Source organism: Glutamicibacter sp. BS14, assembly GCF_056934375.1.
The window spans coordinates 3,557,626-3,583,309 of the sequence record NZ_CM167801.1; the positions used below are offsets into that span (position 1 = coordinate 3,557,626).

Below are 25,684 nucleotides of genomic sequence, written 5' to 3' on the forward strand. Positions count from 1 at the left end.
CTAGCCGCCGATGTTCACCACAATGCCGTCGCGTCCGGCATTCGCCTGTGGCATGGCAGCCCAAGCGATGGAACGATCGGAACCGAGCACCAGCTGGGCCAGGTAAGCGTTGGCATCTGTCGAGAAGATGACTGCTTGGGCATCTTCGGAGACAGATTTCGGATCAAAGACAACATTCTGCCCGGCCTTGATCTGGAGTTTCTTCGGTTCCTCCAGCTTGCCGTCCTTATTAACCACCACTGCTTCCACCGCTGAGTCTGCAGCTACGGCGGCGATGGCGAATTTCCCAGTGCCATTAGCCGACAGCGGCATGGCCTGCGTACCGGCTAGCGCGTTGGAGCTCACCGCCCAGGCAGTGTCCGAGGAGTCCTTCGGGTCCGCACCGCGAACCATCTTCACCGCTGCGGTGACCGGAGCATCGGACTCGACAACTACCGTGTAATAGCCACCAGCCAGCTGGGTCAGATCCACAATCTTCGTCGCGTCGGAGTCGACGGCGAGGTTATCGTCGAAGCTGGCGGCGACTTCGCCGTCTTCGCCCAGGACCTTCACCTTGAATCCAGCGCCCGAGGAACCGGTTGCCGCAACGTGCAGCTGTGGAACCAAGGACTTGTTGTCCTTGCTGAGCTTGGAAATATTCTCCTTGCTCTCGATCCACACTCCCGGAATCACCTGGCTGTTGGAAGCCGTCGCGTTGGCGCTGACCAGTTCAACACCCGACGGGGTCAAACCGCGCAGGGCGGCCTGCTGGACCGATGCAGTGATTTTTCCGCCAACACTGGTGATTTCAGCCGAAACAGAATTCAGGTTCTGCGCGTAGCCGCCGAGCACGATGGCCCGGCTCTCCCCCGCTGCCAGGACAATGTTCTGCAGCGTCGAGGTGTCGATCAAGCCGTCTGGACCGCGAAGCCGCAGGGACACCTGGGCAGTGGTATGCGTTGGGTTGGCCAAATGCATCACGCTGGTGGAACCGGTACTTGTCTGCAGGCCGGTGAATCGCCAGTTGGACGCCGGAGCCTGGCACGTTGCGGCAGCAAGCCCTGCCAGGTCGCCATCCTTGGCTTGGTAGCTGCGCACGGCGCTGCCCTTCGAAGCGAGTTCGCCCAGCGGCTGCAAGGTGTAGACCTGGGCGTCATCGATATCGTTGGCGGTTGAAATCTTGCTGGCGCGGCCGGTCAGGCCCTCATCATCAGCGCCACGGGCCTCGGCAGCTTCATCCTCAGCGATGCGTCCAGTCAGCTCATGCGCGCCGCTGCCATCGAGCTTGGTGAAGGAGGAGCCCGGAATGCGCTTGGCCAGATCCGAAACAGCAATGCTGCGCAAGTTGCTGGAAATGTCCTTGGCACCTGGGGCGAACTGCGCATCGGTGCCTTCCACGCCCTTGAGCAGCTGCGGGGTTGCCGAGCAAACGCTGCTGGAGTCACCTGCGGGCAGGTTCGTCACGGCAGCTGGCAAAGACTTTTCGGCCGGTGCCGGGGCAAAAATTGATCCGGCACCCACTGCAGCGCCAGCAGCCGCGACGGCTACCAGGCTGAGCAGAACCGCGCCGGTCTTCTTGCGCGTCGGCGCGGCAGCCGCATCCTTGGAGGCCGCGGCGCGGGCCTTGTCCAGCTTCTGGCGACGCTTCGAGACGTTGCCGTCCACCGATTCCGCCTGCGGCCCGGCTGCGGGCGCATCCAGCGCACTGGCAGCGGCAAGTTCTTCCTTCGCGGCGTTCCGCGCGCGAACCTTCTCCAGCCGATGGCGGCGCTTGGCAGCCTTCGGATCTTCCGGTTCTGATGCCATTGCGGCTTCTTCTCCAGGCTTCGGGCCGGCCGGCTGGTTCTTCTCAGCCTCGGTGGAACCAGCGCCAGCTGCGGCACCAGTGGCTGCCACGCCGGCAACTTGCGCAGCTGCGCCTTGCTGCCCCGAGGAGTCCCCGGCATCGTTCTGCTTCCCGGAAGCCCTAGCCGCTTCTGCGGCCGGCGGCTTGACTGGTTCGGGAACAACTACAGGGTCCTGGACTGCAGGCTTCTTCGGTCCAGCGTCCTGGGCGGCACCAGGCCCCGTCTTGCTTCCAGCCGCGGCTGGGCCGGCGTTCTTGGCAGGCTCGGCGCCCTGGGAGTGTTCCGGCTGCGCAGCTGCATCAGTGGTGCCCGCGGCGGCTGCATCAGCTGCAGGCAGTTTGGCGTGCGCAGCCTCGGGCTGCTCCGATCCGGCTTGAACGGAGTCCGGCTTGGGAGCCGGCTTCTGTTCCGCCGGTTCGCCTTGAGCCTTCGCCTGGGCAGCCTGCGCGGTGGGCACCGTTTCCTTGGCGTCCTTGTTCCCTGACTTCGCCTCAGGCTGCGGCTTTGCCTTTGGTTCTTCCCGCTGAGCGGCCTTGGCTTCAGCCTTCGCCGCTTTCTCGGCGTTCTTCGCTTCGGCCTTGGACCGGGCCTGGGCTTCCTTGGCGCGGGCCTTGTCCAATTTGGCATCGACCTTGGCCCGGGCCTTGGCAGCCTTTGTCTCAGCACGCGATAGTGTCGCCGACACTGGGGTGGTGTCCTTGGCTTCTGGTTGCGCGGAGGCCGGTTTCGGGGCCGGGGTCTGTTCAGTTGGCTTGTCAGCAGAATCCGCTGAGTTCACGTTCTTCTCGTCGCTCACTACTTCTTCTCCTGCTCGGCATCGGCGTCCGAAATCCGGTCGCTGAGCTTCGGGGTCAAGTTCTCACGCATCTCGCTGGCGCGTTCGCGTGCCTCGCGTCGGCTCAGTGGCATGGTGCCGGTAGCCGGGCTCTGGACTTCGGCGGCCGCCAAAACGGCCGAGCCGTCGGCGAGTTCTTCATTTTCGTCGCGTGGCTCACGGAAGCGGTATTCGTTGTTGCGGTAGTTGGCGGATCGCCGCGAGCTTGGCACCGGAATGGCCAAGAGGACGGTAATCAGCAGAACTGTCGCGCTGAGCACCAGAACCGGTATGGCCGTGGAGTCCTTGTGCGACAACGTCAGCTTGCCGCCCTCGGCAGGAAGCTCGTAAGCCTGGGCCCATCGAGTTTCCGAATCCTCGGGATAGGACACCGAACGCAGGGATTCGCCATCAACGCTGGCCCGCAGCTTCGGATCCGACGCTGTTGCAAGGACCAGGGTCCGCTTGGCATCAGAAGCCGGAATTTCCAGATTGGCGATCTTGCCACGCTGGGTCGGCAATACGCTCACGTCTCCGTTTTCAGCGACAACGCGGGCAAATCCAGCGCCCTGATTCTCTTCATCGGCTTCATAATCCACTCGCCACAACCAGCCGCTGTCGGTCTGGCCGACCGATGCCAGCCCAGTGGCCGCATCCAGGATGCGAACGGTCGCTGGGACAGATTCACCAGTCTCGTTGAGCACGACAAAGCCCACGCCCAAGTCGCGCAACGATTCGCGCGAATCCAATGCAGACTCGGAGAGCAGCATCGCTACGGCTTTGCTCTGAACCTGCGCGGTGGCAGAAGCTTCATTGCGTTCAGGATCCAGCAGCGGTCCGGTCATTTGCTTGACCTGCGAGTAGCGGCTGATGCTGTCCAGGGTTTCACCGGAACCCGAAACCAACTGGCTGTCGATTTCACCGGAGGAACGCGGGCTGAGCACCAAGGTGCGCTTCTGGAATTCGGAGCGGCCCGCATCGGCTGCCGTGGCAGGCAGGGTGCGAGGCTGGGAGCTGTGGACCTGCTGGGCCGAATTCAGGGACGTCAGCGTTTCGGACTCCGCGGCCGGATTCAGCTGGGCGCCAAGCAGCACGGCGCCGGAAGCGAGAACCGCGATCACGCTGAATGCGGCCATCAGGCCCATCGCCGGACGAGAACCCTGCGTCCGCATCGAGCGCGGCTGATCTTCATGGCGCAGGGCAGCTAGCGCGTTGGCGGCAGCTGCAAGCAATGCAAACATGGCAAAGGAGACGAACGGACCGGTGTAGGCGCTCACCGCGGTGTGCGAGTCCAAGGTGAACGGGACAAAACCGACGGCCCATCCCGCTGCCAGCGACAGGACTGCGCCCCACAGCAGGCGGCGGGAGTTCCGGCGCATGCTGGAACTGTGGCTGAGCGAAGAACTCAAGGTCCCGAAAACAGCCAGCACGATGATTGGAGCCCCGACCAGCAGTGCGGCGACCAAAGCCCACGGACCGGCGGGCAGGAAGTCCCAACCCACCAGCGAGGCGTTGGCGTTGAAGGATTCCGGGAAGCCCAGCAGCATCTGCCATGGGGCAGCTGGCGAGAACGCGCGCGCCGCACCGGGCTCGGTGAACAGCAGCCGCAGATCGCCCAGGCCGGCAAACAGCAGCGGAAGATTCCACACGATTGCAGGCAGCGGGATCCACCACAGGCTGCGTGCGCGGCGCACCGAGAAGATGGCCAAAACGTAAATCAGGATGCTGGCGGTCAGGAAGAATGAAACGGAACCGGCGGAGATCACCCAGAGCAGCAAGGCGGCGCTAGCCGAAGCGGTCCATGCGGATACGGATTGCTGCTTCGGGTTCTTGGGCTTCGCGCCTTCGATGGCCACATGGGCATTCATGGCACGGATAATTGCCAGGAAGAACAGCGGCAGCAAGATGTGGATCAATACCGAGCCGACTCGTCCCGAGGCCAGCGAAGAGACCAGCGAAGGCAACAGGGCCCAGATCAATGCGGCGAAGAACCGGACAGCACGCGAACGGCTCACCGCGCCAATGCCCCACCACGCGGTCAGGGCGGCCAACGGCATCGCGGCGAAGAAGAGATAGATCGAAGCTTCGTTGGCATGGTTGAAAGTCACCAGCGAGAAAAGCCAGAACAGCACATCGGAGTTATCCGGCGGAGCGCTCAATCCGGTGGTGATGTTCTGCCACCACGATAGGGCGTTGGCGCCGATTTCCTGGTTGCTGTTGGACAGCGGGCGCAGCGCGCCGCCGGACAAAGCAGTGGATCCAAGCAGGCTGCGCCAAGCAACCAGCGAAGCGGCCCCGGAGAGCAAGAGTGCCAGAATCAGCGAGAGTACTGCGGTGGTGCGCGGCGGACGGGCGATTCGCACGAAGTCGGAGAAGTTGTCACCGCTAGGTTCAACCATCGCGTCGGCGCCACTGCCATCCCCGTAGACCTCGCCATCGGCACGCCCGGTGTTCACATTGCGGCGGTATTCGCGCACCTGTGCGCCGGAGACCATCAGCTTGCGGACCTGGCGGCGTGGAATTTCGCGGATCTGGGCGACGTTGCGACGTGAAGCGGCCAGCTTGCCCGGGGAGAACAGTCCGCGCAGGACCGAAGCCAGGTGGCTGAAGCCATGGCCCGGGTCCTTGGCCAGCAATGCTACGAGGAAGTGGCCGATGCCGCCGAGCAGCAATCCAATCCACAAGAACGGCAGTTCCAAAGGCGAAGCGAACTTCAAGCGCTGGAAGACCTCCGAGCGCTTGGCTTCGCGCGGGCCTGCCAGCGAGTCGACGACCTCGACCTGGTGGTACATCTTGGCACTTGGCACCACGACCACGCGGTGACCGGCCAGGCGGTTGCGCCAGCATAGGTCCACGTCGTCGCCACGGCCCGGAATAGCCGGGTCGAATCCGCCCAGCTGCTCAAAGACCTCGCGCCGGATAAACATGCCGGCCGAGGACACGGCAAAGTAATCGCTTCGTCCGTCGTACTGGCCCTGGTCGACTTCGTCGATATCGATCATGGTCAGGCGCTGGGCCTTGCGGTCCACGCTCAAACCCACCTCGACCAGATGGCGCGGGTTATCGATGTCCAGCAGCTTGCAACCGGCAATGGATACCGATTCGGAGGCCTCAACGGTCCGAGTCAGCTGTTCCAGCGCGTCGGGAGCAGGCATGGAGTCATCATGGATAATCCATAGCCATTCATCACGGTCCAAACGCGCTTCGGGCAGTTGCGAAACCGCTACTTCCAGCGACAGCCCCAAGGATCCTTCATCGGCGACCAGCAAGGCGGAGTTGGAAGGCAAGTTCGCCCGCAGGACCTCTAGCGATGCGTCAGAGGACGAAGCGTCAACTCCGACGAAGCGTTCGATAGGCCGGGACTGGTTTCGCAGTGCGGCCAAAGTGCGTGGTAAAAAGTCAGCGCCATCGTGCGAAGCAACGATGGCGGTGACGTGAATTGGCGGACGAATTAGATTGCTCGTTTCCGTAGACGGCGACGTTCGCGCTCTGAGAGCCCTCCCCAGATTCCGAAGCGCTCGTCATTGCTCAAGGCATATTCTAGACATTCCGAACGGACAACACATGCGCCGCAGACGCGTTTCGCGTCGCGAGTCGATCCGCCCTTTTCAGGGAAGAACGCTTCGGGGTCAGTCTGTGCGCACAGAGCACGGGCCTGCCAGCCCAGCTCGCCCTCGTCAACTTCGCCGCCAACACCAAGCCAAACTGCCTTGATGGTTTCGCGCACTTCGTCATCCTCGTCGAGCTCAGGAGCCCACGAGCCAACCGAGGAGATTTCTTCGGTGTCGGATAACGTGTCGTGCTCTTTCAGGAAGCTGTCGGCCGCGGTCTCCAGATCGGCTGCAACTGCAACCCGTGCGGACTCACCGGCTTGAGGATCGACAAACCAGTCGGATGGTGCGTCCTCCAGCCCATATTGAGCCGACGCAACAGCCGAGGTCGAAAATTCGGAGTACCCCTGCTCCAGATTCGCCATGGTGATGTTGACCTTTCGATTGGTTTGAGGAGATCGGGCCGTCATTGCTCCCGATCCATCCGGCAGCATTTATTCCATCGAACTAGCGAAAAGTGATGAACCTGCCCGGACTCACCATCTAATTACAGCCGTGTAACTCCGCTAGAGTCAAGCGGGGAGGTCATTCTAAGAAGAGTTCTCAGGAAACTCCCGGCACAACACGCCGTCAAAAGACGCACATGAGGTGGGCGAGTCCCGTCTTGGCTGAATTCTCGGTGAATTCTCAGTAATTAAATTTAAGGACATCCAATGAGCAATAGCCTACAATCACGAACATTTGTCGAGAATCTTCTCGCGCCGCGGCGCAGTTCAGCCTCCCCATGGCTCACCTGGTACTCCGTCAGCGGGGAACGCATCGAGCTGTCCGGACGGGTATTTGACAATTGGGTCGCGAAAAGCGCCAATCTCTTGGGCGAGGTTTTCGACCTCGATGAAGACTCGATCGTGGTGCTCGATTTGCCGGCGCATTGGAAGTCCCTGGTCGTGGCCCTGGCCGCGCTGCACCATGGCGCCACGCTGGTCGATGCTGGGCATGATGATGCACAGCAGGCATCGGTGTGGGTGACGGCCCAACCGGATGATGAGCGCATCCCCAGCAGCTCTGAAATCCTTGCCGTGAACCCGGCAGCTCTCGCGCTGTCCTTCGGCTCGGATCTCGGCCCTGTCGCAGAAGACTTCAATGCCTCCGTGCGTACCTACGGGGATCAGTTCTATCCCTCGCCAGTAACTGGTGATGCCTCAGCCATCGCAACCAATGGTGACACCCCGGTCAGCCTTGCTGCGTTATTCGATACCGAAGCTAAGGCGCAAGGAACAATTCTAGTGCGTGCTCAGCAACCCGTGCTCTCCTTGCTGCCCTTCGCCATTGGCCAGTGGGCAGCGGGTGACGGAATTGTGCTAGTAGAAGACGGGATGGAAGTGACCCAGCGCCTGCGCGACGGCGAACGCATTAACTTCGACTACCAACCAGCGGATTAGCGAGCCACCGTCGGTACCGTGCCGGTATCGGCCTGGCCAGCGGAGTGCGCTGCGTCAGCGCCGGTATCGGCCTTGTGATTGCCCAGAACTTCGTGGTCGTGGGCGAATTCTTCCTCCGCATCCATCGCGCTGCCGAAGACCCAGAAACGGTAGGCGAAGAAACGGAAGATGGTGCCGAGCACCAAGCCGACTACCGAACCGGCAATGAACACCGAGGTGGGATCGGTCAAGCCCAGCCAGTATTTGGTGACCCATACGCAGGCCGCGGCAATGCCCAAGCCGATGGCATTCATGATGATGAACATCACGAGCTCGCGCACCACATTGGCCTGGCGGCGGTGGCGGAAAGTCCAGTAGCGGTTGGCCACCCAAGAGAACATCGTCGCGACGACGCCAGCAATGATTTTCGCTTTAACCTGGGAATCGCTCATGGAACCGTGCAGGAGCCAGACGTAGATCCCCGAGTCGATGATGAACGCAACGCCACCGACGACGCCGAACTTCGCCACCTCGCGCCACAGCAACGAGATGAGTCCGGCTATTTTGAGTTTGATGCGCTCGAGCAATTGTCCTCCAGGGAATATTGTTCCCGTCTGGCTAGCAGTAACAAGGCGCGCTAAGCACTACGAGAAGCGCGCGATCTTGCTATTTTATCGGCACTTTCTGGAAATTGACCGAATTGTGAGAGTAATCAGACAACGCGCATGCGATTCTCAACGTCGCTTTCGATACCCTTGTAATCGTGAGCTTTCCAAAAATTGGTGTGATTGGTGGCGGGCAGCTAGCCCGAATGATGGCCCCCGAGGCCCTGAACCTAGGTTTCGAACTGCATGTTCTTGCCGAAGGTCCTGATGTTTCGGCTGCGCGAAGCGTTCCCGACGCTCCTGTAGGCGACTACAAAGACCTCGAAACCCTGCGTGAATTCGCCAAGGGCAAGGACGTTGTCACCTTTGACCACGAGCACGTGCCCAACGAATTCTTGACCACCCTGATCAATGAGGGCGTCAACATCCAGCCCCGTCCGGCTGCGCTGATCCATGCCCAGGACAAGCTGGTCATGCGCGAGGCCATCGAACGCCTCGGACTACCGAACCCTGCGTGGGCCAAGGTTGACGATGTCGATGCCCTGATCGCTTTCGGTGAGCAGACCGGCTGGCCCATTGTGCTCAAGACCCCGCGCGGCGGCTACGACGGCAAGGGCGTGCGCATGCTGGACAATGCCCAAGACGCCAGGGATTCCGCCGACTGGTTCGCCCATGGCCCGCTGCTGGCCGAGGACAAGGTCGAGTTCTCCCGCGAACTTTCCGCGTTGGTAGCCCGCACCCCTTCAGGCGAGGCCAAGGCTTGGCCCGTGGTCCACACCATCCAGGTTGATGGAGTCTGCGATGAAGTGATCGCGCCTGCCCAGGATATTGACGAAGCCACCGCAGCCACCGCAGCCGATGCGGCCTTGCGCATCGCCGAAGAATTCGGCGTCACCGGAGTCATGGCCGCAGAGCTCTTTGAAACCCCAGGTTCAGGAGCCGGTTTCGTGATCAACGAATTGGCCATGCGCCCGCACAACACCGGCCACTGGACCATGAACGGTTCGGTCACCAGCCAATTCGAGCAGCACCTGCGTGCGGTCCTGGATCTGCCGCTGGGCGAAACCCGCGAGCTGGGCGTGACTGTGATGAAGAACTATCTCGGCGGCGCCAACCAGGACCTCTACTCGGCTTTCCAAGCCGCCTTGGCCGCCGCGCCAGAAGTCAAAGTCCATGCCTACGGCAAGTCCGTGCGCCCGGGCCGCAAGATCGGCCACGTCAACGTTGTGGCTAACGCCGGGCAAAGCGTAGATGAACTTCGTTCGCAGGCCAATAAGGTTGCCGCGCTCATCCGCGACGGCATCGAAGCCGCCGTCTAGACTTTATTTTGATCAAGAGCCGCTGCCGCGTACCGGGCAGCGGCTCTTACTAGAACACCGCAAGGAAATATCTCATGTCTGAAGCACCACTGGTCGGCCTCGTAATGGGTTCTGATTCCGATTGGCCGGTCATGCGCCTGGCCGCACAGGCACTGGCCGAATTCGGAATCCCTTTTGAAGCGGACGTCGTTTCGGCGCACCGCATGCCAGAAGAAATGATCGATTACGGCAAGAAAGCCCACGAACGCGGACTGCGCGCAATCATCGCCGGCGCAGGCGGTGCAGCGCATCTTCCGGGCATGCTTGCAGCTGTTACACCGCTGCCGGTGATCGGAGTTCCAGTTCCACTGGCTAAACTAGATGGAATGGACTCCCTGCTCTCCATCGTCCAGATGCCTGCAGGAGTCCCCGTAGCAACTGTTTCCATTGGCGGAGCACGCAATGCCGGCCTGCTGGCTGTGCGCATGCTCGCAGCGGGAACCGATGAGCTAGCCGAATCGTTACAGGTAAAGTTGCTTCAGTTTGCAGATTCACTGCGCGAGCAAGCCCATGCCAAGGGTTCGGCTTTGCGCGCTGAAGTTGCCAACGAGAATTTCGCTTCCTAGGGAAAGTCCAAAAGTACATGGGTTCTGCCAGTCACCGCGCACCAAGTCCGTTGCGCCAGCCGGAGACCATCAGCTCTCCGCAGCGCAGCAAGCGGGCTCTGATCCTGGTCCTGCTGACCATCTTCTTCCCCGGCGGCGCTCAGCTGGTCGCGGGAAATCGCAAGCTTGGACGGATCGCAGTGTCCATCACCATGGCCTGCTGGCTGGCCATTCTTGCGCTGGTTGCCCTGTACTTCATTGATCGTTCGATCATTCTCGGCTGGGTTGCCCACCCGAACTTCCAGCTGTTCTTGATCATCGTGCTCGGCACGCTGGCCCTGGGCTGGCTGATCATGTTCATCAACACCTTGGTGATTATCCGGCCTAAGCTGCTGGCCCCTGGCATGCGTGCCATCGTTACCATTTTCACCCTGGCAGCCGTGGTGGCCACCAGCGGTGTCTTCATCTACGGCGCCTCGCTGCTGAATACCGGACGCGAAACCATTGTGGCCGTATTCGATGAAGGACCCGCCTTCGAGCCAGTCGACGGGCGCTACAACATCGCAGTGTTCGGTGCCGACTCCGGTGCCAACCGCGAAGGCGTCCGCACCGACGTTGCGGCTCTGCTTTCTGTTGATGCCAAAACCGGCAAGAGCCTGCTGATCTCGGTGCCGCGCAACTTCCAGAGCGCACGCTTCGCCCCGGGCTCGCCCATGGAGAAGATCTGGCCCGAAGGCTACAACTGCGGCGACGAATGCATCTTCAACGCCATCTACCGCAATGCCGAAACCGAGCACGCGGATGCTTTCCCCGAGACCGTGAAGAACGTCGGCGCGCAAGCTGCCATGGACGCGCTGGAAGGCACCACGGGGCTCCCTGTCCAGGGCTACGTCATGATCAACATGGCCGGGTTCGAGCAGTTTGTCGACGCATTGGGCGGGGTCACCATCGACTCCGGCGGATGGGTTCCCTACAACGGGAAATACCACGAAAACAGCACCGTGCGCACGCACTGGTTCGCACCGGGCACCCACGAATTCACCGGCAAGCAGGCATTGTGGTTTGCTCGCTCACGCGACTTCACCGATGACTACCACCGCATCAAGCGCCAGCAGTGCTTGCAGCAGGGAATCATCAAGCAGTTCAAGCCGCAAACGATCCTGAGCAATTTCACTTCGATCATGTCCGCCGGTGAACAGCTGGTTGAAACCGACATTCCAGCAGGTCAGCTCGGTTCCTTCGTATCCCTGGCCGAGAAGGTATCCAAGGAGCCAATGGCCCGCTTGACCCTCGGTGCGCCGGACTTCGAACGCAGCTTCTCCACCTACCCCGACTTCGACAAGCTGCAAGAGCGTATCCAGACGTTGATCGCAAAGCAGAACGAGCCGGAGAAGAAGAAGGAAAAGAAGAAGGACAATCCTGAAAAGAGCGAGGACACCTCCAAGTCCTCGGCTCCGGAAGAAACAACCCAGGCTTCCGAAGAAGCGCCGGAAACCACTGACGTGAACAATGCTCCGAAGCTGTCGAAAGAGGACAGCCCGGAATTCACCCAGCCAGATGGCAGCCCGATCACCGAAGAGTACTTGGTGCAATTGGAAATGGCCGGCTACCGCACGTTGATTTCAGAGATCGCAGCCAATAACGACGAATGCTCGGTTCCGTAAACGGTCAAGACCCCCCGACCGCCATGCGACCCAACTACCGCTCCTGAAAGGCTATGGTCAAAAGACGTGTTCGAGTTGAAAAACGCGATTAGGGACTACCACTGGGGATCTGCTTCGCAGATTTCCGATCTGCTCGATCTGCCCGCGGAAACCACCCCGCAGGCCGAGATGTGGCTCGGTGCCCATCCCGGGTGCCCGAGCCGGATCTCCGATAGCGGGACAGCGCTCAATGATTTCATCGCCCAGGATCCAGAGCACATATTGGGTTCAGCAGTCGCCCAGCGCTACGGACGTCTGCCCTACCTGTTCAAGGTGCTCTCGGCGACCCAGCCGCTGTCGATCCAGACGCACCCCACGCTGAAGCAGGCGCAAGAGCGTTTCGCCCAGGAAAACGCGGACGGCAAGCCTTTGGATGCTGCTGACCGCAACTACCGCGATGACAACCACAAGCCGGAGATGCTCTTTGCCCTGACCGACTTCGTGGCGCTATCGGGCTTCCGCCAACCAGCGCAGATTGTTGAAGACCTGCAGATCCTGGCCGCGCAGCTGCCGGACTCGGCGCATGCACCGATAGGCCGCCTGCTCGACCTGCTGCAGGGCACCGATCCGCTGGCCCGGACTTTCAAGCATGTGCTGACCGCGGGGGACGAAATTTCCCAGCTGGTAGCGCAGATCAGCGAAGCAGTGGCAGGCAGCCCTGAATTGCACGGCAATGCCCATTTCGCCGAGCTAGCCTCGATCAACAAGATCTATCCTGGCGATCCGGGGGTCTTGGTCGCACTGCTGCTGAATTTGATCTTCCTGGAGCCTGGCCAGGCCATCAGCCTGGGCGCCGGCAACGTCCACGCCTACCTGCGCGGTTTGGGAATCGAGGTCATGGCCAATTCGGATAATGTGCTGCGTGGTGGCCTGACCAGCAAGCATATCGATGTTCCCGAACTGCTGGATGTCACCATTGCTGCCCCCTCCCCTGCCCCGATCCTGGAGCCGGTGGCCCTTGATACCCATGACCGCTTGTACAAGCCCGACTTCGAAGAGTTCCAGCTGCAGGTACTCGATCCCATAGAGCCGGGCCTTGCCGCTGATCTGCAGTTGCATGGTGCCGCTGTGCTGCTGTGCACCGCCGGTGAGTTCCTGGTAGCCACGCGTGAAAGCGAACGCAGCATCAGCCGCGGGCAGTCGTTGTTCCTCACCGCGGCCGAACTGCCAGCCACCGCCATCTTGCAGGGCACCGTTCCGGGCCAGCTCTTCGCAGCCAGCGCCCAGATCGACTAGCCGCACTGCCCTGAGGCCCTTCGTGGCACTATAGGGGCCAAACGCAAAACTGCGAGCCATGGACTTGAATCAAGTCCATGGCTCGCAGTTTTGCAATCAGATGCGGATTAGCGGGTGTAGGCTTCCCACTTATCCTGGTGGTGCTCACCCTCGACGAAGCGGATGGTGCCGGACTTGGCACGCATGACGATCGACTGGGTGTGGATGCGGTTGTCCTTGTAGCGGACACCGCGCAGCAGGTCGCCATCGGTGATGCCGGTCGCAGCGAAGTAGCAGTTATCCGAGGTCACCAAGTCGTTCGTGGTCAGCACGCGGCCCAATTCGTGGCCGGCGTCGATGGCCTTCTGCTTCTCGTCGTCATCAGTTGGCCACAGGCGGCCCTGGATCACGCCGCCCAGCGCCTTGATAGCGCAGGCGGTCACGATGCCTTCAGGGGTGCCGCCGACACCCATCAGCGCGTCAACGCCGGTGCCTTCGCGGGTTGCGGCGATGGCGCCGGCAACGTCACCGTCCATAATCAGCTTGGTGCGGGCACCAGCCGCGCGGATCTCCTCGATCAGGCCAGCGTGGCGTGGGCGGTCCAGGATGGTCACAGTCACCTGGCTGACCTTCTTGCCCTTGGCCTTGGCGATCAGATGCAGGTTCTGCTTCACTGGCAGGCGGAGGTCAACGAGCTCGGCTGCCTCTGGCCCGGTGACCAGCTTCTCCATGTAGAACACGGCGGAGGGGTCGAACATCGAACCGCGGTCGGCGACGGCCAACACGGACAGGGCGTTGTTCAGGCCCAGCGCGGTCAGACGGGTTCCGTCAATCGGGTCGACTGCGACGTCGCATTCGGCGCCGGTGCCGCTGCCAACCTGTTCTCCGTTGAACAGCATTGGAGCTTCGTCTTTTTCACCTTCGCCAATCACGACAACGCCGTTGAAGTTCACGGTGGACAGCAAGCCGCGCATGGCGTCGACTGCGGCACCGTCTGCGGCATTCTTGTCACCGAATCCGACCCACGGCGAGGAAGCGATGGCTGCCGCTTCGGTTGCACGCACCAGCTCCAGTGCTAGGTTGCGGTCCGGCTCCGCGTCGGAAACCGACAGTCGCGGAGAAAGGTGGGCATAATTGTTCTTTTCGGTCACGAAAGATCCCATCACTGAGTCGTAGTCATTGCGCCTATGCAAACAAGGACATTCTATCCTCTAGAGTTTTCGCTTTACAGTTCGTGTCGGGAGTGCCTGCTCATAGTTCGACGTGCGTTTGGGCACTCTGGTTCGAATTCCACAGAATCTTCGGGGAGAATGGAAGGCGTGCAACCTGAGAAGAACACCGAGAACAGCGTCCCGGCTACCGGCAACACGGTCAACGGTACCCAGACGCCTGCTGCGTCCCCTCGAAGCCTCGACGATCCGAATGCCACCTTCGAGGATCTGCCGTACAAGCCGCAGCTCACCGAGAAGCAGGCCAAGCGCGCGAACCAGACCTTCAAGGGCATGGTGCTGTCCATCGGCTTCACGGTTGCCATACTCATTCCGGTGCTCATGCTCAACCCGCCGCCCAAGGACGACGCGTTTGAAAGCGACGTCAACCTGCAGGCCACCGCGGAACAGACGGAACAGATTTCTGGCTTTGAGATCTTCGCCCCGGAACTGGGCGACAAGGCATATGCGAACTTCGCTCGCTGGCAGGCTAACACTGCACAGGGTGTCCCCTATTGGGAATGCGGCCTCGTCTTCGAAGACAAGAACTTCGTGTGGGTTCGCCAAGCTGCTGACGCCAACCCGACATGGATAGCCCTGATCACCGATGCGGCGACGCCCACCGAAACTCGCACCATCGGCGGAGCGCAGTGGGAAGTGCGCACCAAGGACCAGAGCACGTACCTGATCTCCGAGTTCAAGGACTCCACCGTCGTACTTTCCAGTGACACCTCGGCCGAACAGCTGAACAGTGTTGCCGAACAGGTCGCTAGCGAGCTGGATTAAGTCACGTTCACGGGAAAAGCCAGTCATATATTCGATATTCGAACAGCATCCCGTAGAATCTGAGTCATGCTCTCTGAATCAACACAACCGACCCTGACGCCTAAAGAGGCTTGGGAAAAGCTCAGCGCCGGCAATTTCCGTTTCGTCAACGAAGATACCCAGCACCCCAACCAGGACAGTGCTCGACGGCAGAAGTTGATCTCCGGCCAGGAACCTTTCGCTGTCATCTTCGGCTGCTCTGATTCCCGCCTTGCGGCAGAGATCATTTTCGATGTGGGTTTGGGCGACATGTTCGTGGTGCGTACCGCAGGCCATGTCCTGGATCCAGCAAGCCTCGGTTCATTGGAATTCGCCGTTGACGCCCTGAACGTACCGTTGATCGTCATCCTCGGGCATAACTCCTGCGGTGCGATTACCAGCGCCATCCAAGCCAAGGAAACTGGCAACATGCCCAAGGGCTTCGTTCGCGACCTGGTCGAGCACATCACCCCTTCAGTCCATGCCGCCGAACGCAAGGGCATCACCGACGTGAACGGCACCGTTGTCGAGCACGTCAAGCAGACCACCGACCGTCTCGTCGACCTGTCCAGCATCATCGCGCTGGCCATCGAAGAGGGCCGCACCGCGGTCGCCGGCGTTGCCTACCACCTGCACGATGGCCGTGCCCAGCTGGTCTCCAGCCTGGGCCTCGACTAGAAGCTCCAAGCTTCAGGAAAAGCCTTGTAAAACGGCTTTTATTCCCAAATCGGTGAAGCGTCACTGTTGGTTGTGATGTTTACGTCAGAGACCTGTCATTCGATGACGGTTCGGGCGTACTCTGGGCTCATGACTAACAGTGACGATTTCCGTATCGAACATGACACCATGGGCGAAGTCCGAGTTCCGGCTCAGGCCCTGTACCGCGCGCAAACCCAGCGTGCCGTCGATAATTTCCCGATCTCGGGCAAGACCTTGGAATCCTCGCATATCAAGGCCCTGGCCCAGGTCAAGAAGGCCGCCGCACGAGCCAACCTGGCGCTCGGCGTTCTCGACGAAGAACGCGCTGAGGCCATTGTGGCCGCAGCCGATCAGGTCGCTACCGGGCAGTACGACGAGCACTTCCCCATCGACGTATTCCAGACCGGTTCCGGAACCAGCTCGAATATGAACACCAACGAAGTTCTCGCCGAATTGGCCACCCGTGCCTTGAAGGCCCGGGACAGCGGCACCGAGGTCCACCCGAACGACCACGTGAACGCCTCGCAATCTTCCAACGACGTCTTCCCGACGTCCGTGCATGTTGCCGCCACCGGAGCTCTGCTCAATGACCTGGTCCCGGCCCTCGGAACCTTGGCTTCCTCGCTGGAGGCGAAGTCCGCCGAGTTCAAGGATGTGGTCAAATCCGGCCGCACCCACCTGATGGATGCCACCCCAGTCACCCTTGGCCAGGAATTTGGCGGCTACGCAGCACAGGTACGCTACGGCATTGAACGCATCGAAGCGGCCCTGCCACGCGTTGCCGAAGTTCCCCTGGGCGGCACCGCGGTAGGCACCGGCATCAACACCCCAGACGGCTTCCCGCAGCAGGTCATCGAGTTCCTGCGCGAAGACACCGGCCTGCCCATCACCGAGGCGCGCAACCATTTCGAAGCACAGGCCAACCGCGACGGACTGGTCGAGGCCTCCGCAGCTTTGCGCACCATCGCTATCTCGCTGATCAAGATCGCCAATGACCTGCGGTGGATGGGCTCCGGCCCCAACACCGGCTTGGGAGAAATTGCGATCCCTGATCTGCAGCCAGGATCCTCCATCATGCCCGGCAAGGTCAACCCGGTCATTTCGGAGGCAACCATCCAGGTAGCAGCCCAGGTCATCGGCAACGACACGGCCATCGCTTGGGCCGGAACCAACGGCGCCTTCGAGCTGAACGTGGGCATCCCGGTCATGGCCTCCAACCTGCTCGAATCCATTCGCCTGCTGTCCAGCACCTCAACGGTGATGGCCGAAAAGATGATCGACGGCATCAAGGCCAATGTGGAACGCGCGCGCTTCCTGGCCGAGGCTTCCCCATCGATTGTCACCCCGCTGAATAAGCTGATCGGCTATGAAAACGCAGCCAAGATCGCCAAGAAGGCTGTTGCCGAGGGGCTGACCGTACGCGAAGCAACCATCGCTTTGGGCTTCGTTGAACGCGGTGAAGTCACCGAGGAACAGCTCGATCAGCTTCTGGATGTTTCCACCATGGTGGGCAAGCACTAATTCCCTGCTGCTCCACCCCTGCTGCTACCGCGGTTCGATGCTCGCCATCGGGTCGCGGTAGCGTACTTTAACCCGGAAAAACAGACTCCTACTTACCGGTAACATCTGCTAGCCTCCACCTATGACCCGCACCACATCTCGCTCTTTTAAACGTCTTGGCCTCTGGATTTCCGGCACGCTGGTAGTCCTCTTGGCCGCATTCTTCGCTTTTGCTCCCGGCATCGTGGAAAACACCCGCAATAAGATCGAGGCCGCGGGTCTGCCAGCGGTCGGCGACGACGCCTCGGAACTGCATTCGCGCTTGCAGATTGCCGACATGCATGCCGACACCTTGATGTGGGACCGTTCGCTGCTCAAGCGCTCGGACCGCGGCCATGTCGACCTGCCGCGCATGGAAGAAGGCAATGTCGCCCTGCAGGTCTTCTCCTCGGTTTCCAAGTCGCCCGTCGGCCAGAATTACGACTCCAATAGCGCCGAATCGGATAACATCACGCTGCTGGGCATTGTCCAGCTGCAACCGCCTCAGACCTGGTTCTCGCTCCTGGAGCGTTCGCGCTACCAGGCCAAGAAGCTGCGCGACGACGCCGCCGACTCGCAAGGCACCCTGCGCACCATCACCACCACCGCCGAGCTCGACCAACTGTTCAAGGACCGCAAGAGCGGCCAGCAGGTCACCGGAGGCCTCTTCTCGGTAGAGGGCCTGCATAATCTTGAGGGCGACGTCAGGAACGTGGATGTCCTGTTCAACGATGGCATGCGCATGGCCGGGTTCACGCACTTCTTCGACAACTCGGTGGCCGGCTCCAAACACGGGGTCGAGAAATCAGGGCTCACCGACCTTGGCCGTGCTGCACTCAAGCGCATGGAAGAGCTGGGGGTCATCGTCGACCTGGCGCATTCCAGCGACGCGGCTTTCAATGAAGTCCTCTCCCTGGCTACTGAACCCGTGGTATTCAGCCACGGCGGTGTCCAAGCCACCTGCGATGTGAACCGGAACCTCACTGACGATCAGATCCAGGCCATAGCCGAGACCGGCGGCGTTATCGGAATTGGCTACTGGGACGCTGCGGTCTGCACCCTGGATGTGGATTCGGTGGTGGACGCGATGGAGCACGTCATCAAGGTCGCAGGAATCGAACACGTCGGTTTGGGCAGCGACTTCGACGGAGCAACTACCGTCGCATGGGATGCCAGCCAGATTGCTGTCATCACCCAGGAACTGATGAATCGCGGCTATTCGGATACGGAAATCGCGGCCATCATGGGCGGAAATACGTTGCGCGTATTCCGCGAGGTGCTTCCAGCGAACTAGCTCAGTTCAATCCAATAGCGTCGCAGGTCCTCAGTGGAGCCGAAGCGGGGCCCGATTTCGGCAACCGGAGTGACGCGTTCGAGGACTCCGCCGCAAGCTTCGATGGTTCGCGCCGAAGCAGTATTGGAGTCGTTGCAGGTAAGCAGGACCCGCGGCAGGCCAAGGCTGCGGGCTTGTTCCAGGGATCCGGCGAGCGCGGTTCTGGCCAGGCGATTGCCACGGGCGCCCGGGCGTATACCGTAGCCGATGTGCCCGCCGACTTCGCGAAGGAAATCATTGCCCAGCTCGTGACGCAAGCTGACCGCGCCCAAGTACTCATCGTCGTGCGCTAGCCACAGGGTGCTTTGCGCAACGAAGCCATCCGGTGGCGTGAAGTGCGGCTTTTCCAGATCCTTGAGCAGCTGGACCCACTGCGCGAAGTCTTCTGCGTTGCGCAGATCCCAACCGTATTTGGCAGCGTAGAAGACCGAGGCCCCGTCCTGCTCCGCCCCCGCCCATTCGGTTGTGCTCCGCATGAAGGAAGCATGCAGTGCGGCAGAAGGTTCAATCAGTCCAATCCCGGTCATGGAGCAAGTCTAAGCTCATGCCGGCGGCATTCACGCATGCCACAGCGGATTTGAAGGCAGAAAACGTCAACTGGCGAAATAGCCACCGGGCCGAGGGTCCAGTGCCCATTGCAGCGCCCGTTCGTGCAGCGGCGGGAGTTCTGGCCGGTCAGCCAGTTCGAAGTACCCCACTTCCAAATTCTCGTCATCGTTGACCTTCGCCGTGCCGGAAAGGTGCCGAGCCTTGAAAACTACATCCAGGTACTGCGCGTGATCCCCATTGGGATACACCGTGGGAGCTGTCACCCCGACCCCCAACACGTCCGTGATTTCGCATTCGACGCCGGTTTCTTCCAGCACTTCGCGGTGTGCTGTATGCGAAGGCTCTTCGCCTGGATCAATAATTCCTGCCGGCAGGGTCCATTTGCCATTGTCAGCACGTCGCACCAACAGCACCCGGCTGTCGTGGAGGACAACTATTTTCACCCCGGAGAGCCATAGCAGTTCATGACCGATGCGTTCTCGAAGATGGGTTACGAATTCTGGAGTTGCCATGATTTCATCGTGCCATAAGCAGCACTGCTAAAGACCCAATGAGCATGAAGGGACCGAAAGGGACCGCTGATTTCAGCGTCAATTTCCGCACCGCCACGCCCCCGATAACCCAGCCGGTGGCCAGCAGGAAGGCAAGCAAGGTCGCGAAGAACAAACTGGGCAAGGAATAGTATCCGAGATTCATCCCCAGCACGCCGGCCAGCTTCACATCGCCCATGCCCATTGCCCCAGCGGAAATCAGCGCGAGGAGCAGATAGCCTCCGCCAAGCAGCAGCAACCCCAAAAGGCTCATCAGCAGCCCATGCCCATCAGAACGGAAGATCCCCAGCGGCGCGATCACCACGATGCTGGCCGCCAACCAGTAGGCCAGTAGCCGGTTGGGCAAACGATGCCTCGCCATGTCTTCCTTGGACAGGAGGAACCCGAAACCAAGAAAGCAGGCTAGCTGGAGGAGAACCAGCGCTGCGGTGGTCGGGCTTTCCTGTGCCACGTTCCAAATTTCTGACATGCATAGAGCATAGGCACCTCATTGGATCTTCGGCAGAGGGGTCTTCCTCTTGTGAATAATTCAGCCGCTTCTACAATTGGAGTATGGACGTTCCAGCAGTTCCAGTTCTTTTCCCCGGGCAATCCGCCCCTGAGTCGGCGGCCCGTCGTCGTTTCCGTGCCTTGGCCCGGTCCGCCCCATGGCTGAGCACCTCCTTGCAGTTCCAGGTCCAGGTCCCGGAGCATTACGCCAAACCGGACGAAGGCCTGGAAGGCCAGCTGACCGCCATCCTCCGCCAGCGAGAAGCCATAGCCGTGCGCTCGGCCGAGGGGCAACTGGTGTACCAAAAGGAGAAGTTCACCGCAGACCGGAGCCGAGGCTACGTCGCAGCCACCAATTCCTCATGGAAGCTGCCGGCCTCGCTGACCTCCCCGGTTTATACCTCAGACCACCTGATCTTGCGCCGTCCACAAATTTCTGGCTTCAATGGGTTGCTGCCCTTGGAGCATTGGGAACCAATGCTCGATCCGGTGGAACTTGCCGGCACCGAGCCTGCCGCCCATGATCTCGCTTTCGACCACCCCACCTACATTCACGAGCTCGCAGAGATCACCCATGGCAACCGGCCTGCTCTAGCCGCCGTTCTCACTGCGGGACACAACTACCAGCCCGCACTGGCCAGCTGTCCTCTCGTTCCCGCCGGGACACGAACCCTCGTGGTACTGGATCTGGCAACAGGCGTCTGCCTGAACCGCCGGGTGCTCTCCGCCCACGCCGGGATGCCTGCAGCCCCGGAGCTGTCGCTTCAGGTCCTGGCCCAGAACGAGTACTACATCGATTCCTTGTTCACCGCCCCAGCTCCCACGCTTACCGACGTGCGGGCGCCGATTCCGTGGGAGCTGCGCAGCGAGCGCCAATCCTAGGACAAGGTGGGCGAATCAAGCAGGTTGGTGACTAGCGCGGCGATAGCAGAGCGCTCGGAACGGGTCAGGGTCACATGCCCGAAGAGGGCATGTCCCTTGAGCTGTTCCACGACCGCGGCGACGCCGTCGTAGCGGCCTACATGCAAGTTATCGCGCTGTGCCACGTCATGGGTGAGCACCACCTTGGAATTCTGCCCGATGCGCGATAGCACCGTGAGCAGAACATTGCGTTCCAGCGACTGGGCTTCATCAACAATGACGAAGGAATCATGCAGCGAACGCCCGCGGATGTGGGTCAGCGGCAGGACTTCAAGCATCCCGCGTTCGACCACTTCATCAATGGCATTCTTCGACACGATCGAGCCGAGGGTATCGAAGACCGCCTGGGCCCAAGGTCCCATCTTTTCGCCCTCGGAGCCCGGCAGGTAGCCTAGTTCCTGGCCGCCAACGGCATAGAGCGGACGGAACACGGTGATCTTGCGGTGTTCCCTGCGTTCAAGCACTGCTTCCATTCCGGCGCACAGGGCCAACGCCGATTTACCGGTTCCGGCGTTGCCGCCCAGGGAGACGATGCCCACGGATGGATCCATCAGCAGGTCCAAGGCGATGCGCTGCTCTGCACTGCGTCCATGCAATCCGAAGGCCTGCTGGTCGCCACGCACCAATTTCAAGGTGTTCGCATCAACCTTGCGGCCCAGGGCGCTTCCGCGCGGGGATGTGATGACGAACCCGGTGTTGATCGGTTCATCGGCGACCGCAGGGTGGTTCAGAAGCTGTTCATGTTCGTAGAGCTTGGCCATGGTCTCTTCGCCCAGTTCCAGCTGCTGTATGCCGGTCCACCCGGTCGAGGCGATCAGCTCATTGCGGTACACCTCGGCATGGATGCCCATGGCAGAGGCCTTGATGCGCATCGGCAGGTCCTTGGTAACCAGCGCAACGTCGAGGCCAGCATCCAGCAGGTGCTTGGCGACAGCCAGGATGCGTGAATCGTTATCGCCTGAGCGCATGCCTACCGGCAGGACTTCCGGGGCGATGTTGTTCAGTTCAATGCGCAGTGTTCCACCAGTTTTGGACACGGGCACCGCTTGGGCTAATCCCCCATGGCTGGCAATCAGCTCATCAAGCACACGCAAGGCATGGCGTGCAAAGAAGCCCAGATCAGGATCCTTGCGCTTATGTTCCAGCTCGGTGACGACAGTCAGCGGGATCACGACATGGTGCTCATCGAAGTGGAACATGGCTTTCGGGTCAGAAAGCAAGACCGAAGTATCAATGACGTAGGTTCGTACACCCTGTTCGGCTGTTCGTGTCATGGCAGCGCACCCATTCTCGAATCCGGCGTGGGGACTCTCCCCACGCGTAAGTGGGGAATCCCGACACCGGATGTCCAAGGCGATTCCGGCAATTGCTCCGGCTGGCGCTGCATTTGGTCATCTAGTGAGGAACCCTTCGATCAGCTGGGTCTTGTTGCCCCGGCCTTATGATCACCATAGACCTTGAAGCGCTACCTGGGGACTACGTTCAGGTAACGATTAGCTGAACAGCTGAGCCGGGTGCACCATTCGGGGCTCAGGTGCCGAAGCGGCGCTGGCGATCAGCGAAGTCGCGCAACGCACGCAAGAAATCCACGCGGCGGAAATCCGGCCACAACGCCTCGCAGAAGTAGAACTCCGAGTACGCGCTTTGCCAGGTCAAGAAGCCGGAGAGACGCTGTTCCCCGCTGGTGCGGATCACCAAATCCGGGTCTGGCTGGCCCTTGGTGTACAGTGCCGATTCGATGTCTTCAGTGGACAGTCCGGCGGCAAGTTCCTCGATCGTGCGTCCATCCTCGGCGGCCTTGCAAAGCAGCGACTTGAAAGCATCAAGGATTTCACGGCGTCCGCCGTAGCCGATGGCCACATTCACATGAACACCGGTGCGGTTGGCGGTAACGGTTTCCAGCGCGGCAAGCTTCTGCGCCAGGTCTTCAGGCAGCAAGTCCTTGGCTCCCACCTGCTGGACCTTGACCCGGTTGGTCTCTCCCAGACGGTCCAGGGTCGTGCCGATAACTTCCAAGAGGTCGCGCAGCTCGCTGGCTTCTCGATTGAGGTTGTCGGTGGAGAGCATGTACAAGGTAACCATCTGGATGTCCAGGTCCTCGCACCAATCGAGGAACTCCAGGATCTTGTCCGCACCGGCCTGGTGGCCTGCCATGGTCGGGGTGCCGGCCAGCTTGGCCCACCGGCGGTTGCCATCGACCATCACGCCAATATGGTGCGGAAGCTTGTCGGCAGGGAGGGACTTCGCCAAGCGCCGTTCGTAGTAACGGTACGCAAGGTTCGGAAGCTGCACCTTGTCCCTGCCTTTCGATAGATTCCAAAAACTCTAGGTTCTAAATCTACCGCTATTTATCGCCCAGCATGGGTATCTGCCCGCTTCACCGCGTCCACGATGGACACATTCTCCCGGGCTCAGGCACCCTTTCCGGAAGCGAACAGCGAGAACAATCCGTCCACCCCGGCTACAGGCATCTGGCAAAGCTCTTCGCGGCAAGGCTGGATCTGGACGGTCTGGGCCGCACCAGGTAGCGACGGATCGTGGCGCACATTCAATCCGAGGCTCAACGCCACCGAACGCACGCGCTTGGCTTCTGCCGAATCCCACTGCGACAGCGCAAGATACTGGACCGGGCTGGAAACTATGCACTGCACTTCCAAGGCGGTCGCTACCTGTGTTGGCGCGTCGCTGGCCAAAGCCAGGGCGTGGGCAGAAAGTACGCGGGCGCTTTCCAAGTCCGCCGCATCTGCTTCGGTGTAGTCTCCCGCCGCCATGGACTGCAGGGCATGCATCGCCAGCGCCTTGGCGTAGAGCGCACCCGAGGCCGGCAGCGCATCATCAAGCACCGTGACGGCAGCAATGTTGCTGCGCTGGGCTGCGATGCGCGCATCGGCTTGGACCGCGTCACGCGGCACCCCGGTTTCCGGGTCTACGAAGTCGGCAGCGCGTCCCAGCAAGTCGCTGGCACGCTCGGCCCACTGCTTGTGCCCGGTGGCCTGGCCCAACGCCAAGAATCCCAGGGCCAGGGCGGCATAGTCCTGCAAGGTGCCTTCATTGCCGTGCTCAGCACGATTGGCGAAGCTCACGCGGGCCAGCCGTCCGGCTTTTTCATCCCACTGCATCGTCCACACCGAGGTTGCTGCCTTCTCGGCGAGCGCCAAGGCTTCCGGCTGGTCCAGGAGCAGCGCGGCTTCAGACAAGGCTTCGATGGCCAGCCCGTTCCAACCGGCGATCACCTTCTCATCGCGGACCGGCATAATTCGCGAGCGGCGCAGCGTGCGCATTGCATCCCGCAGTTCATGGAGAACACCGATTTCGTTCGTTTCAGGAACCCTCAACAGCGAGAAGCAGAAGTTCTGCGGGTCCTCGGCCACCGGCGCGAAACGCAACAGCCCCTTGGGCAGCCGCTGAATCAAAGGGTCGGTGACCAGTGCGATTTCCTCGCGGCTAAAGGTGTAGTACGCGCCCTCGATCTGCTGGCCATCACGGGATGAATCGGCATCCAGGGAAGCCGCGAAAGCTGGAGCGGCCGAAGATGCGGTGAGCAGTTCCTCGTTGAGGAAGTCGATAATGCCTTGGGCGCTGCGCTGGGCGAGCCAGGCGAGATTCTGCGCGCGCTGGGCTATCTCCCCTTCGGACTTGCGGGCGAATTCCGCCGCCAGGACGCTGGTGCGAGCCGCCAGTGAAAGCAGACCGGCATTGTCGTAGAGCATCTTTTCGAAGTGCGGGACCGACCAGTTCTCATCAACGCAGTAACGGGCGAAACCGCCATCAACATGATCCTGCAGGCCGCCAAGGAACATCGCTTCGAGATGGGTGGCCGCTGCGGCGAAGGCCTCGGCGGCGCGGTCAGGGGTGGTGACCACTGCACGCCACAGTGTCTTCAGAGCCCAGGTCGGCGGGAACTTAGGTGCCGGGGTGAAGCCGCCTTCCGGTTTGGTGGCGGCAACCCATCGATCAAGTGCTGCGCCGAAGGCCTGCGCTGCTGGTTGCTGCGACTGCAGCGACAACAGCGAGCTCTGGCGGCTTCCGAGTTCGGCCAAATGCGCGGCGAGCATCTGGGCCTGCTCTTCCAGCGAATCGCGCTTGGTTTCCCAGGCCTCGTGGACGGCGTTAAGCACTTGGCGGAAGCTTGGGGTCTCGCCACGGGGCGTCTTCGGATAGTACGTGCCGGCATGCGCGGTACGCCCGTCAGGAAGGGCGAAAATCGTCATCGGCCAACCACCGGCACCGGTGAGCGCCTGGGTAGCCAGCATGTAGGTGTCGTCCACGAGCGGATGCTCTTCGCGGTCCACCTTGATAGCTACGAAGTTTTCGTTCAGCAGCGCCGCGATTTCAGGATCGTCGAAAGACTCGTGGCTCATCACGTGGCACCAATGGCAGGCAGCGTAGCCGATGGAAAGCATGACCGGTACGTCGCGTAACCGGGCCTGTTCGAAGGCTTCGTCCCCATAGGGGAACCAGTCGACAAGTTGGTGCGAATGCTGTCTGAGGTATTGGCTGGATGAGCCAGCGAGTCGTTGAGCCACGCAATCATGCTATCGCGCAGCTCACAA

The 25,684-nt window shown here is 61.0% G+C and carries 21 protein-coding genes; 10 read left to right on the forward strand and 11 right to left on the reverse strand.

Translation table 11 applies throughout. The annotated features are described in order from the left end of the window. The 3 genes from AC1Z36_RS16750 to AC1Z36_RS16760 are packed head-to-tail and all read right to left on the reverse strand — an operon-like array spanning nucleotide 1 to nucleotide 6,616. On the reverse strand, nucleotides 1–2,622 hold the full coding sequence (locus AC1Z36_RS16750; RefSeq protein WP_402741655.1) for a DUF5719 family protein: 2,622 nt from the start codon (nucleotides 2,620–2,622) through the stop codon (nucleotides 1–3). After that, nucleotides 2,622–6,146, reverse strand: a complete 3,525-nt coding sequence (locus tag AC1Z36_RS16755; protein WP_483561981.1) for a glycosyltransferase family 2 protein — start codon at nucleotides 6,144–6,146, stop codon at nucleotides 2,622–2,624. Before AC1Z36_RS16755 ends, AC1Z36_RS16750 begins: the two co-directional genes overlap by 1 nt. Then, nucleotides 6,092–6,616: a WhiB family transcriptional regulator gene (locus AC1Z36_RS16760; protein ID WP_105657494.1), complete on the reverse strand. Its 525-nt coding sequence runs from the start codon at nucleotides 6,614–6,616 to the stop codon at nucleotides 6,092–6,094. The genes AC1Z36_RS16755 and AC1Z36_RS16760 overlap by 55 nt, the downstream gene beginning before the upstream one ends. Before the next feature lie 288 nt (nucleotides 6,617–6,904). Between AC1Z36_RS16760 and AC1Z36_RS16765 the strand changes: the two genes are divergently transcribed. After that, complete coding sequence (locus AC1Z36_RS16765; protein WP_146112920.1) at nucleotides 6,905–7,633, forward strand: TIGR03089 family protein; 729 nt, start codon at nucleotides 6,905–6,907, stop codon at nucleotides 7,631–7,633. On the opposite strand, the gene AC1Z36_RS16770 is transcribed toward AC1Z36_RS16765, so the two are convergent. Then, nucleotides 7,630–8,199 (reverse strand): GtrA family protein, encoded by a 570-nt coding sequence (locus AC1Z36_RS16770; protein WP_105657466.1) that lies wholly within the window; start codon nucleotides 8,197–8,199, stop codon nucleotides 7,630–7,632. The two genes, AC1Z36_RS16765 and AC1Z36_RS16770, sit on opposite strands and share 4 nt — an antisense overlap. 176 nt (nucleotides 8,200–8,375) lie before the next feature. On the opposite strand from AC1Z36_RS16770, the gene AC1Z36_RS16775 reads away from it, so the two are divergent. From AC1Z36_RS16775 to manA, 4 genes are all read left to right on the forward strand, one after another. Continuing rightward, the gene (locus tag AC1Z36_RS16775) at nucleotides 8,376–9,536 is read left to right on the forward strand and encodes a 5-(carboxyamino)imidazole ribonucleotide synthase (RefSeq protein ID WP_402735629.1); all 1,161 of its coding nucleotides are present in this window, start codon (nucleotides 8,376–8,378) and stop codon (nucleotides 9,534–9,536) included. Nucleotides 9,537–9,610: 74 nt separating this feature from the next. Further along, complete coding sequence (gene purE / locus AC1Z36_RS16780; protein ID WP_105657464.1) at nucleotides 9,611–10,141, forward strand: 5-(carboxyamino)imidazole ribonucleotide mutase; 531 nt, start codon at nucleotides 9,611–9,613, stop codon at nucleotides 10,139–10,141. 17 nt (nucleotides 10,142–10,158) lie between these two features. Then, the gene (locus tag AC1Z36_RS16785; protein ID WP_105661716.1) at nucleotides 10,159–11,784 is read left to right on the forward strand and encodes an LCP family glycopolymer transferase; all 1,626 of its coding nucleotides are present in this window, start codon (nucleotides 10,159–10,161) and stop codon (nucleotides 11,782–11,784) included. A 66-nt stretch (nucleotides 11,785–11,850) separates the two neighbouring features. Continuing rightward, entirely contained in the window at nucleotides 11,851–13,059 is a 1,209-nt protein-coding gene (manA, locus tag AC1Z36_RS16790) for a mannose-6-phosphate isomerase, class I (protein WP_483561480.1), read from the forward strand. A 107-nt stretch (nucleotides 13,060–13,166) separates the two neighbouring features. Here the strand turns inward: manA and glpX are convergent, their stop codons facing one another. Next, entirely contained in the window at nucleotides 13,167–14,201 is a 1,035-nt protein-coding gene (glpX, locus tag AC1Z36_RS16795) for a class II fructose-bisphosphatase (protein ID WP_105657461.1), read from the reverse strand. 156 nt (nucleotides 14,202–14,357) lie between these two features. Between glpX and AC1Z36_RS16800 the strand changes: the two genes are divergently transcribed. From AC1Z36_RS16800 to AC1Z36_RS16815, 4 genes are all read left to right on the forward strand, one after another. Further along, complete coding sequence (locus AC1Z36_RS16800) at nucleotides 14,358–15,032, forward strand: DUF4245 domain-containing protein (protein ID WP_332728213.1); 675 nt, start codon at nucleotides 14,358–14,360, stop codon at nucleotides 15,030–15,032. A 66-nt stretch (nucleotides 15,033–15,098) separates the two neighbouring features. Then, nucleotides 15,099–15,728, forward strand: coding sequence for a carbonic anhydrase (locus AC1Z36_RS16805; protein ID WP_105657459.1), 630 nt, complete (start codon nucleotides 15,099–15,101; stop codon nucleotides 15,726–15,728). A 129-nt stretch (nucleotides 15,729–15,857) separates the two neighbouring features. After that, nucleotides 15,858–17,270 carry a class II fumarate hydratase gene (locus AC1Z36_RS16810; RefSeq protein WP_105657458.1) on the forward strand — a complete coding sequence of 471 codons (1,413 nt, stop codon included), beginning with the start codon at nucleotides 15,858–15,860 and terminating at the stop codon, nucleotides 17,268–17,270. 121 nt (nucleotides 17,271–17,391) lie between these two features. Beyond that, nucleotides 17,392–18,582, forward strand: a complete 1,191-nt coding sequence (locus AC1Z36_RS16815) for a dipeptidase (protein WP_402735631.1) — start codon at nucleotides 17,392–17,394, stop codon at nucleotides 18,580–18,582. On the opposite strand, the gene AC1Z36_RS16820 is transcribed toward AC1Z36_RS16815, so the two are convergent. The 3 genes from AC1Z36_RS16820 to AC1Z36_RS16830 form a co-directional block, all read right to left on the reverse strand. Continuing rightward, nucleotides 18,579–19,148 (reverse strand): GNAT family N-acetyltransferase, encoded by a 570-nt coding sequence (locus AC1Z36_RS16820; RefSeq protein ID WP_105661712.1) that lies wholly within the window; start codon nucleotides 19,146–19,148, stop codon nucleotides 18,579–18,581. The genes AC1Z36_RS16815 and AC1Z36_RS16820 overlap by 4 nt on opposite strands. A 66-nt stretch (nucleotides 19,149–19,214) precedes the next feature. After that, on the reverse strand, nucleotides 19,215–19,682 hold the full coding sequence (locus tag AC1Z36_RS16825; protein WP_483561481.1) for an NUDIX hydrolase: 468 nt from the start codon (nucleotides 19,680–19,682) through the stop codon (nucleotides 19,215–19,217). 4 nt (nucleotides 19,683–19,686) lie between these two features. Beyond that, nucleotides 19,687–20,190, reverse strand: coding sequence for a prepilin peptidase (locus tag AC1Z36_RS16830; protein WP_105661711.1), 504 nt, complete (start codon nucleotides 20,188–20,190; stop codon nucleotides 19,687–19,689). Between the two features lie 83 nt (nucleotides 20,191–20,273). Between AC1Z36_RS16830 and AC1Z36_RS16835 the strand changes: the two genes are divergently transcribed. Further along, nucleotides 20,274–21,092: a hypothetical protein gene (locus AC1Z36_RS16835; protein WP_105657453.1), complete on the forward strand. Its 819-nt coding sequence runs from the start codon at nucleotides 20,274–20,276 to the stop codon at nucleotides 21,090–21,092. Here AC1Z36_RS16835 and phoH2 read toward each other — a convergent pair. From phoH2 to AC1Z36_RS16850, 3 genes are all read right to left on the reverse strand, one after another. Further along, the gene (phoH2, locus tag AC1Z36_RS16840) at nucleotides 21,089–22,405 is read right to left on the reverse strand and encodes an RNA 5'-3' helicase PhoH2 (RefSeq protein ID WP_105657452.1); all 1,317 of its coding nucleotides are present in this window, start codon (nucleotides 22,403–22,405) and stop codon (nucleotides 21,089–21,091) included. The genes AC1Z36_RS16835 and phoH2 overlap by 4 nt on opposite strands. A 256-nt stretch (nucleotides 22,406–22,661) precedes the next feature. After that, entirely contained in the window at nucleotides 22,662–23,423 is a 762-nt protein-coding gene (locus AC1Z36_RS16845) for an isoprenyl transferase (RefSeq protein WP_402735633.1), read from the reverse strand. A gap of 119 nt (nucleotides 23,424–23,542) precedes the next feature. Further along, entirely contained in the window at nucleotides 23,543–25,657 is a 2,115-nt protein-coding gene (locus AC1Z36_RS16850) for a thioredoxin domain-containing protein (RefSeq protein ID WP_402735634.1), read from the reverse strand. Nucleotides 25,658–25,684 lie beyond the last annotated feature (27 nt).

Excerpts from the sequence above, each read along its gene's own strand:
- purE (WP_105657464.1), top strand. The coding sequence starts at position 9,611 with ATGTCTGAAGCACCACTGGTCGGCCTCGTAATGGGTTCTGATTCCGAT.
- AC1Z36_RS16825 (WP_483561481.1), bottom strand. The coding sequence starts at position 19,682 with ATGGCAACTCCAGAATTCGTAACCCATCTTCGAGAACGCATCGGTCAT.
- AC1Z36_RS16765 (WP_146112920.1), top strand. The coding sequence starts at position 6,905 with ATGAGCAATAGCCTACAATCACGAACATTTGTCGAGAATCTTCTCGCG.
- AC1Z36_RS16835 (WP_105657453.1), top strand. The coding sequence starts at position 20,274 with ATGGACGTTCCAGCAGTTCCAGTTCTTTTCCCCGGGCAATCCGCCCCT.
- AC1Z36_RS16785 (WP_105661716.1), top strand. The coding sequence starts at position 10,159 with ATGGGTTCTGCCAGTCACCGCGCACCAAGTCCGTTGCGCCAGCCGGAG.
- glpX (WP_105657461.1), bottom strand. The coding sequence starts at position 14,201 with ATGGGATCTTTCGTGACCGAAAAGAACAATTATGCCCACCTTTCTCCG.
- AC1Z36_RS16830 (WP_105661711.1), bottom strand. The coding sequence starts at position 20,190 with ATGTCAGAAATTTGGAACGTGGCACAGGAAAGCCCGACCACCGCAGCG.
- AC1Z36_RS16805 (WP_105657459.1), top strand. The coding sequence starts at position 15,099 with ATGCTCTCTGAATCAACACAACCGACCCTGACGCCTAAAGAGGCTTGG.
- AC1Z36_RS16760 (WP_105657494.1), bottom strand. The coding sequence starts at position 6,616 with ATGGCGAATCTGGAGCAGGGGTACTCCGAATTTTCGACCTCGGCTGTT.
- AC1Z36_RS16810 (WP_105657458.1), top strand. The coding sequence starts at position 15,858 with ATGACTAACAGTGACGATTTCCGTATCGAACATGACACCATGGGCGAA.
- phoH2 (WP_105657452.1), bottom strand. The coding sequence starts at position 22,405 with ATGACACGAACAGCCGAACAGGGTGTACGAACCTACGTCATTGATACT.
- AC1Z36_RS16820 (WP_105661712.1), bottom strand. The coding sequence starts at position 19,148 with ATGACCGGGATTGGACTGATTGAACCTTCTGCCGCACTGCATGCTTCC.
- AC1Z36_RS16815 (WP_402735631.1), top strand. The coding sequence starts at position 17,392 with ATGACCCGCACCACATCTCGCTCTTTTAAACGTCTTGGCCTCTGGATT.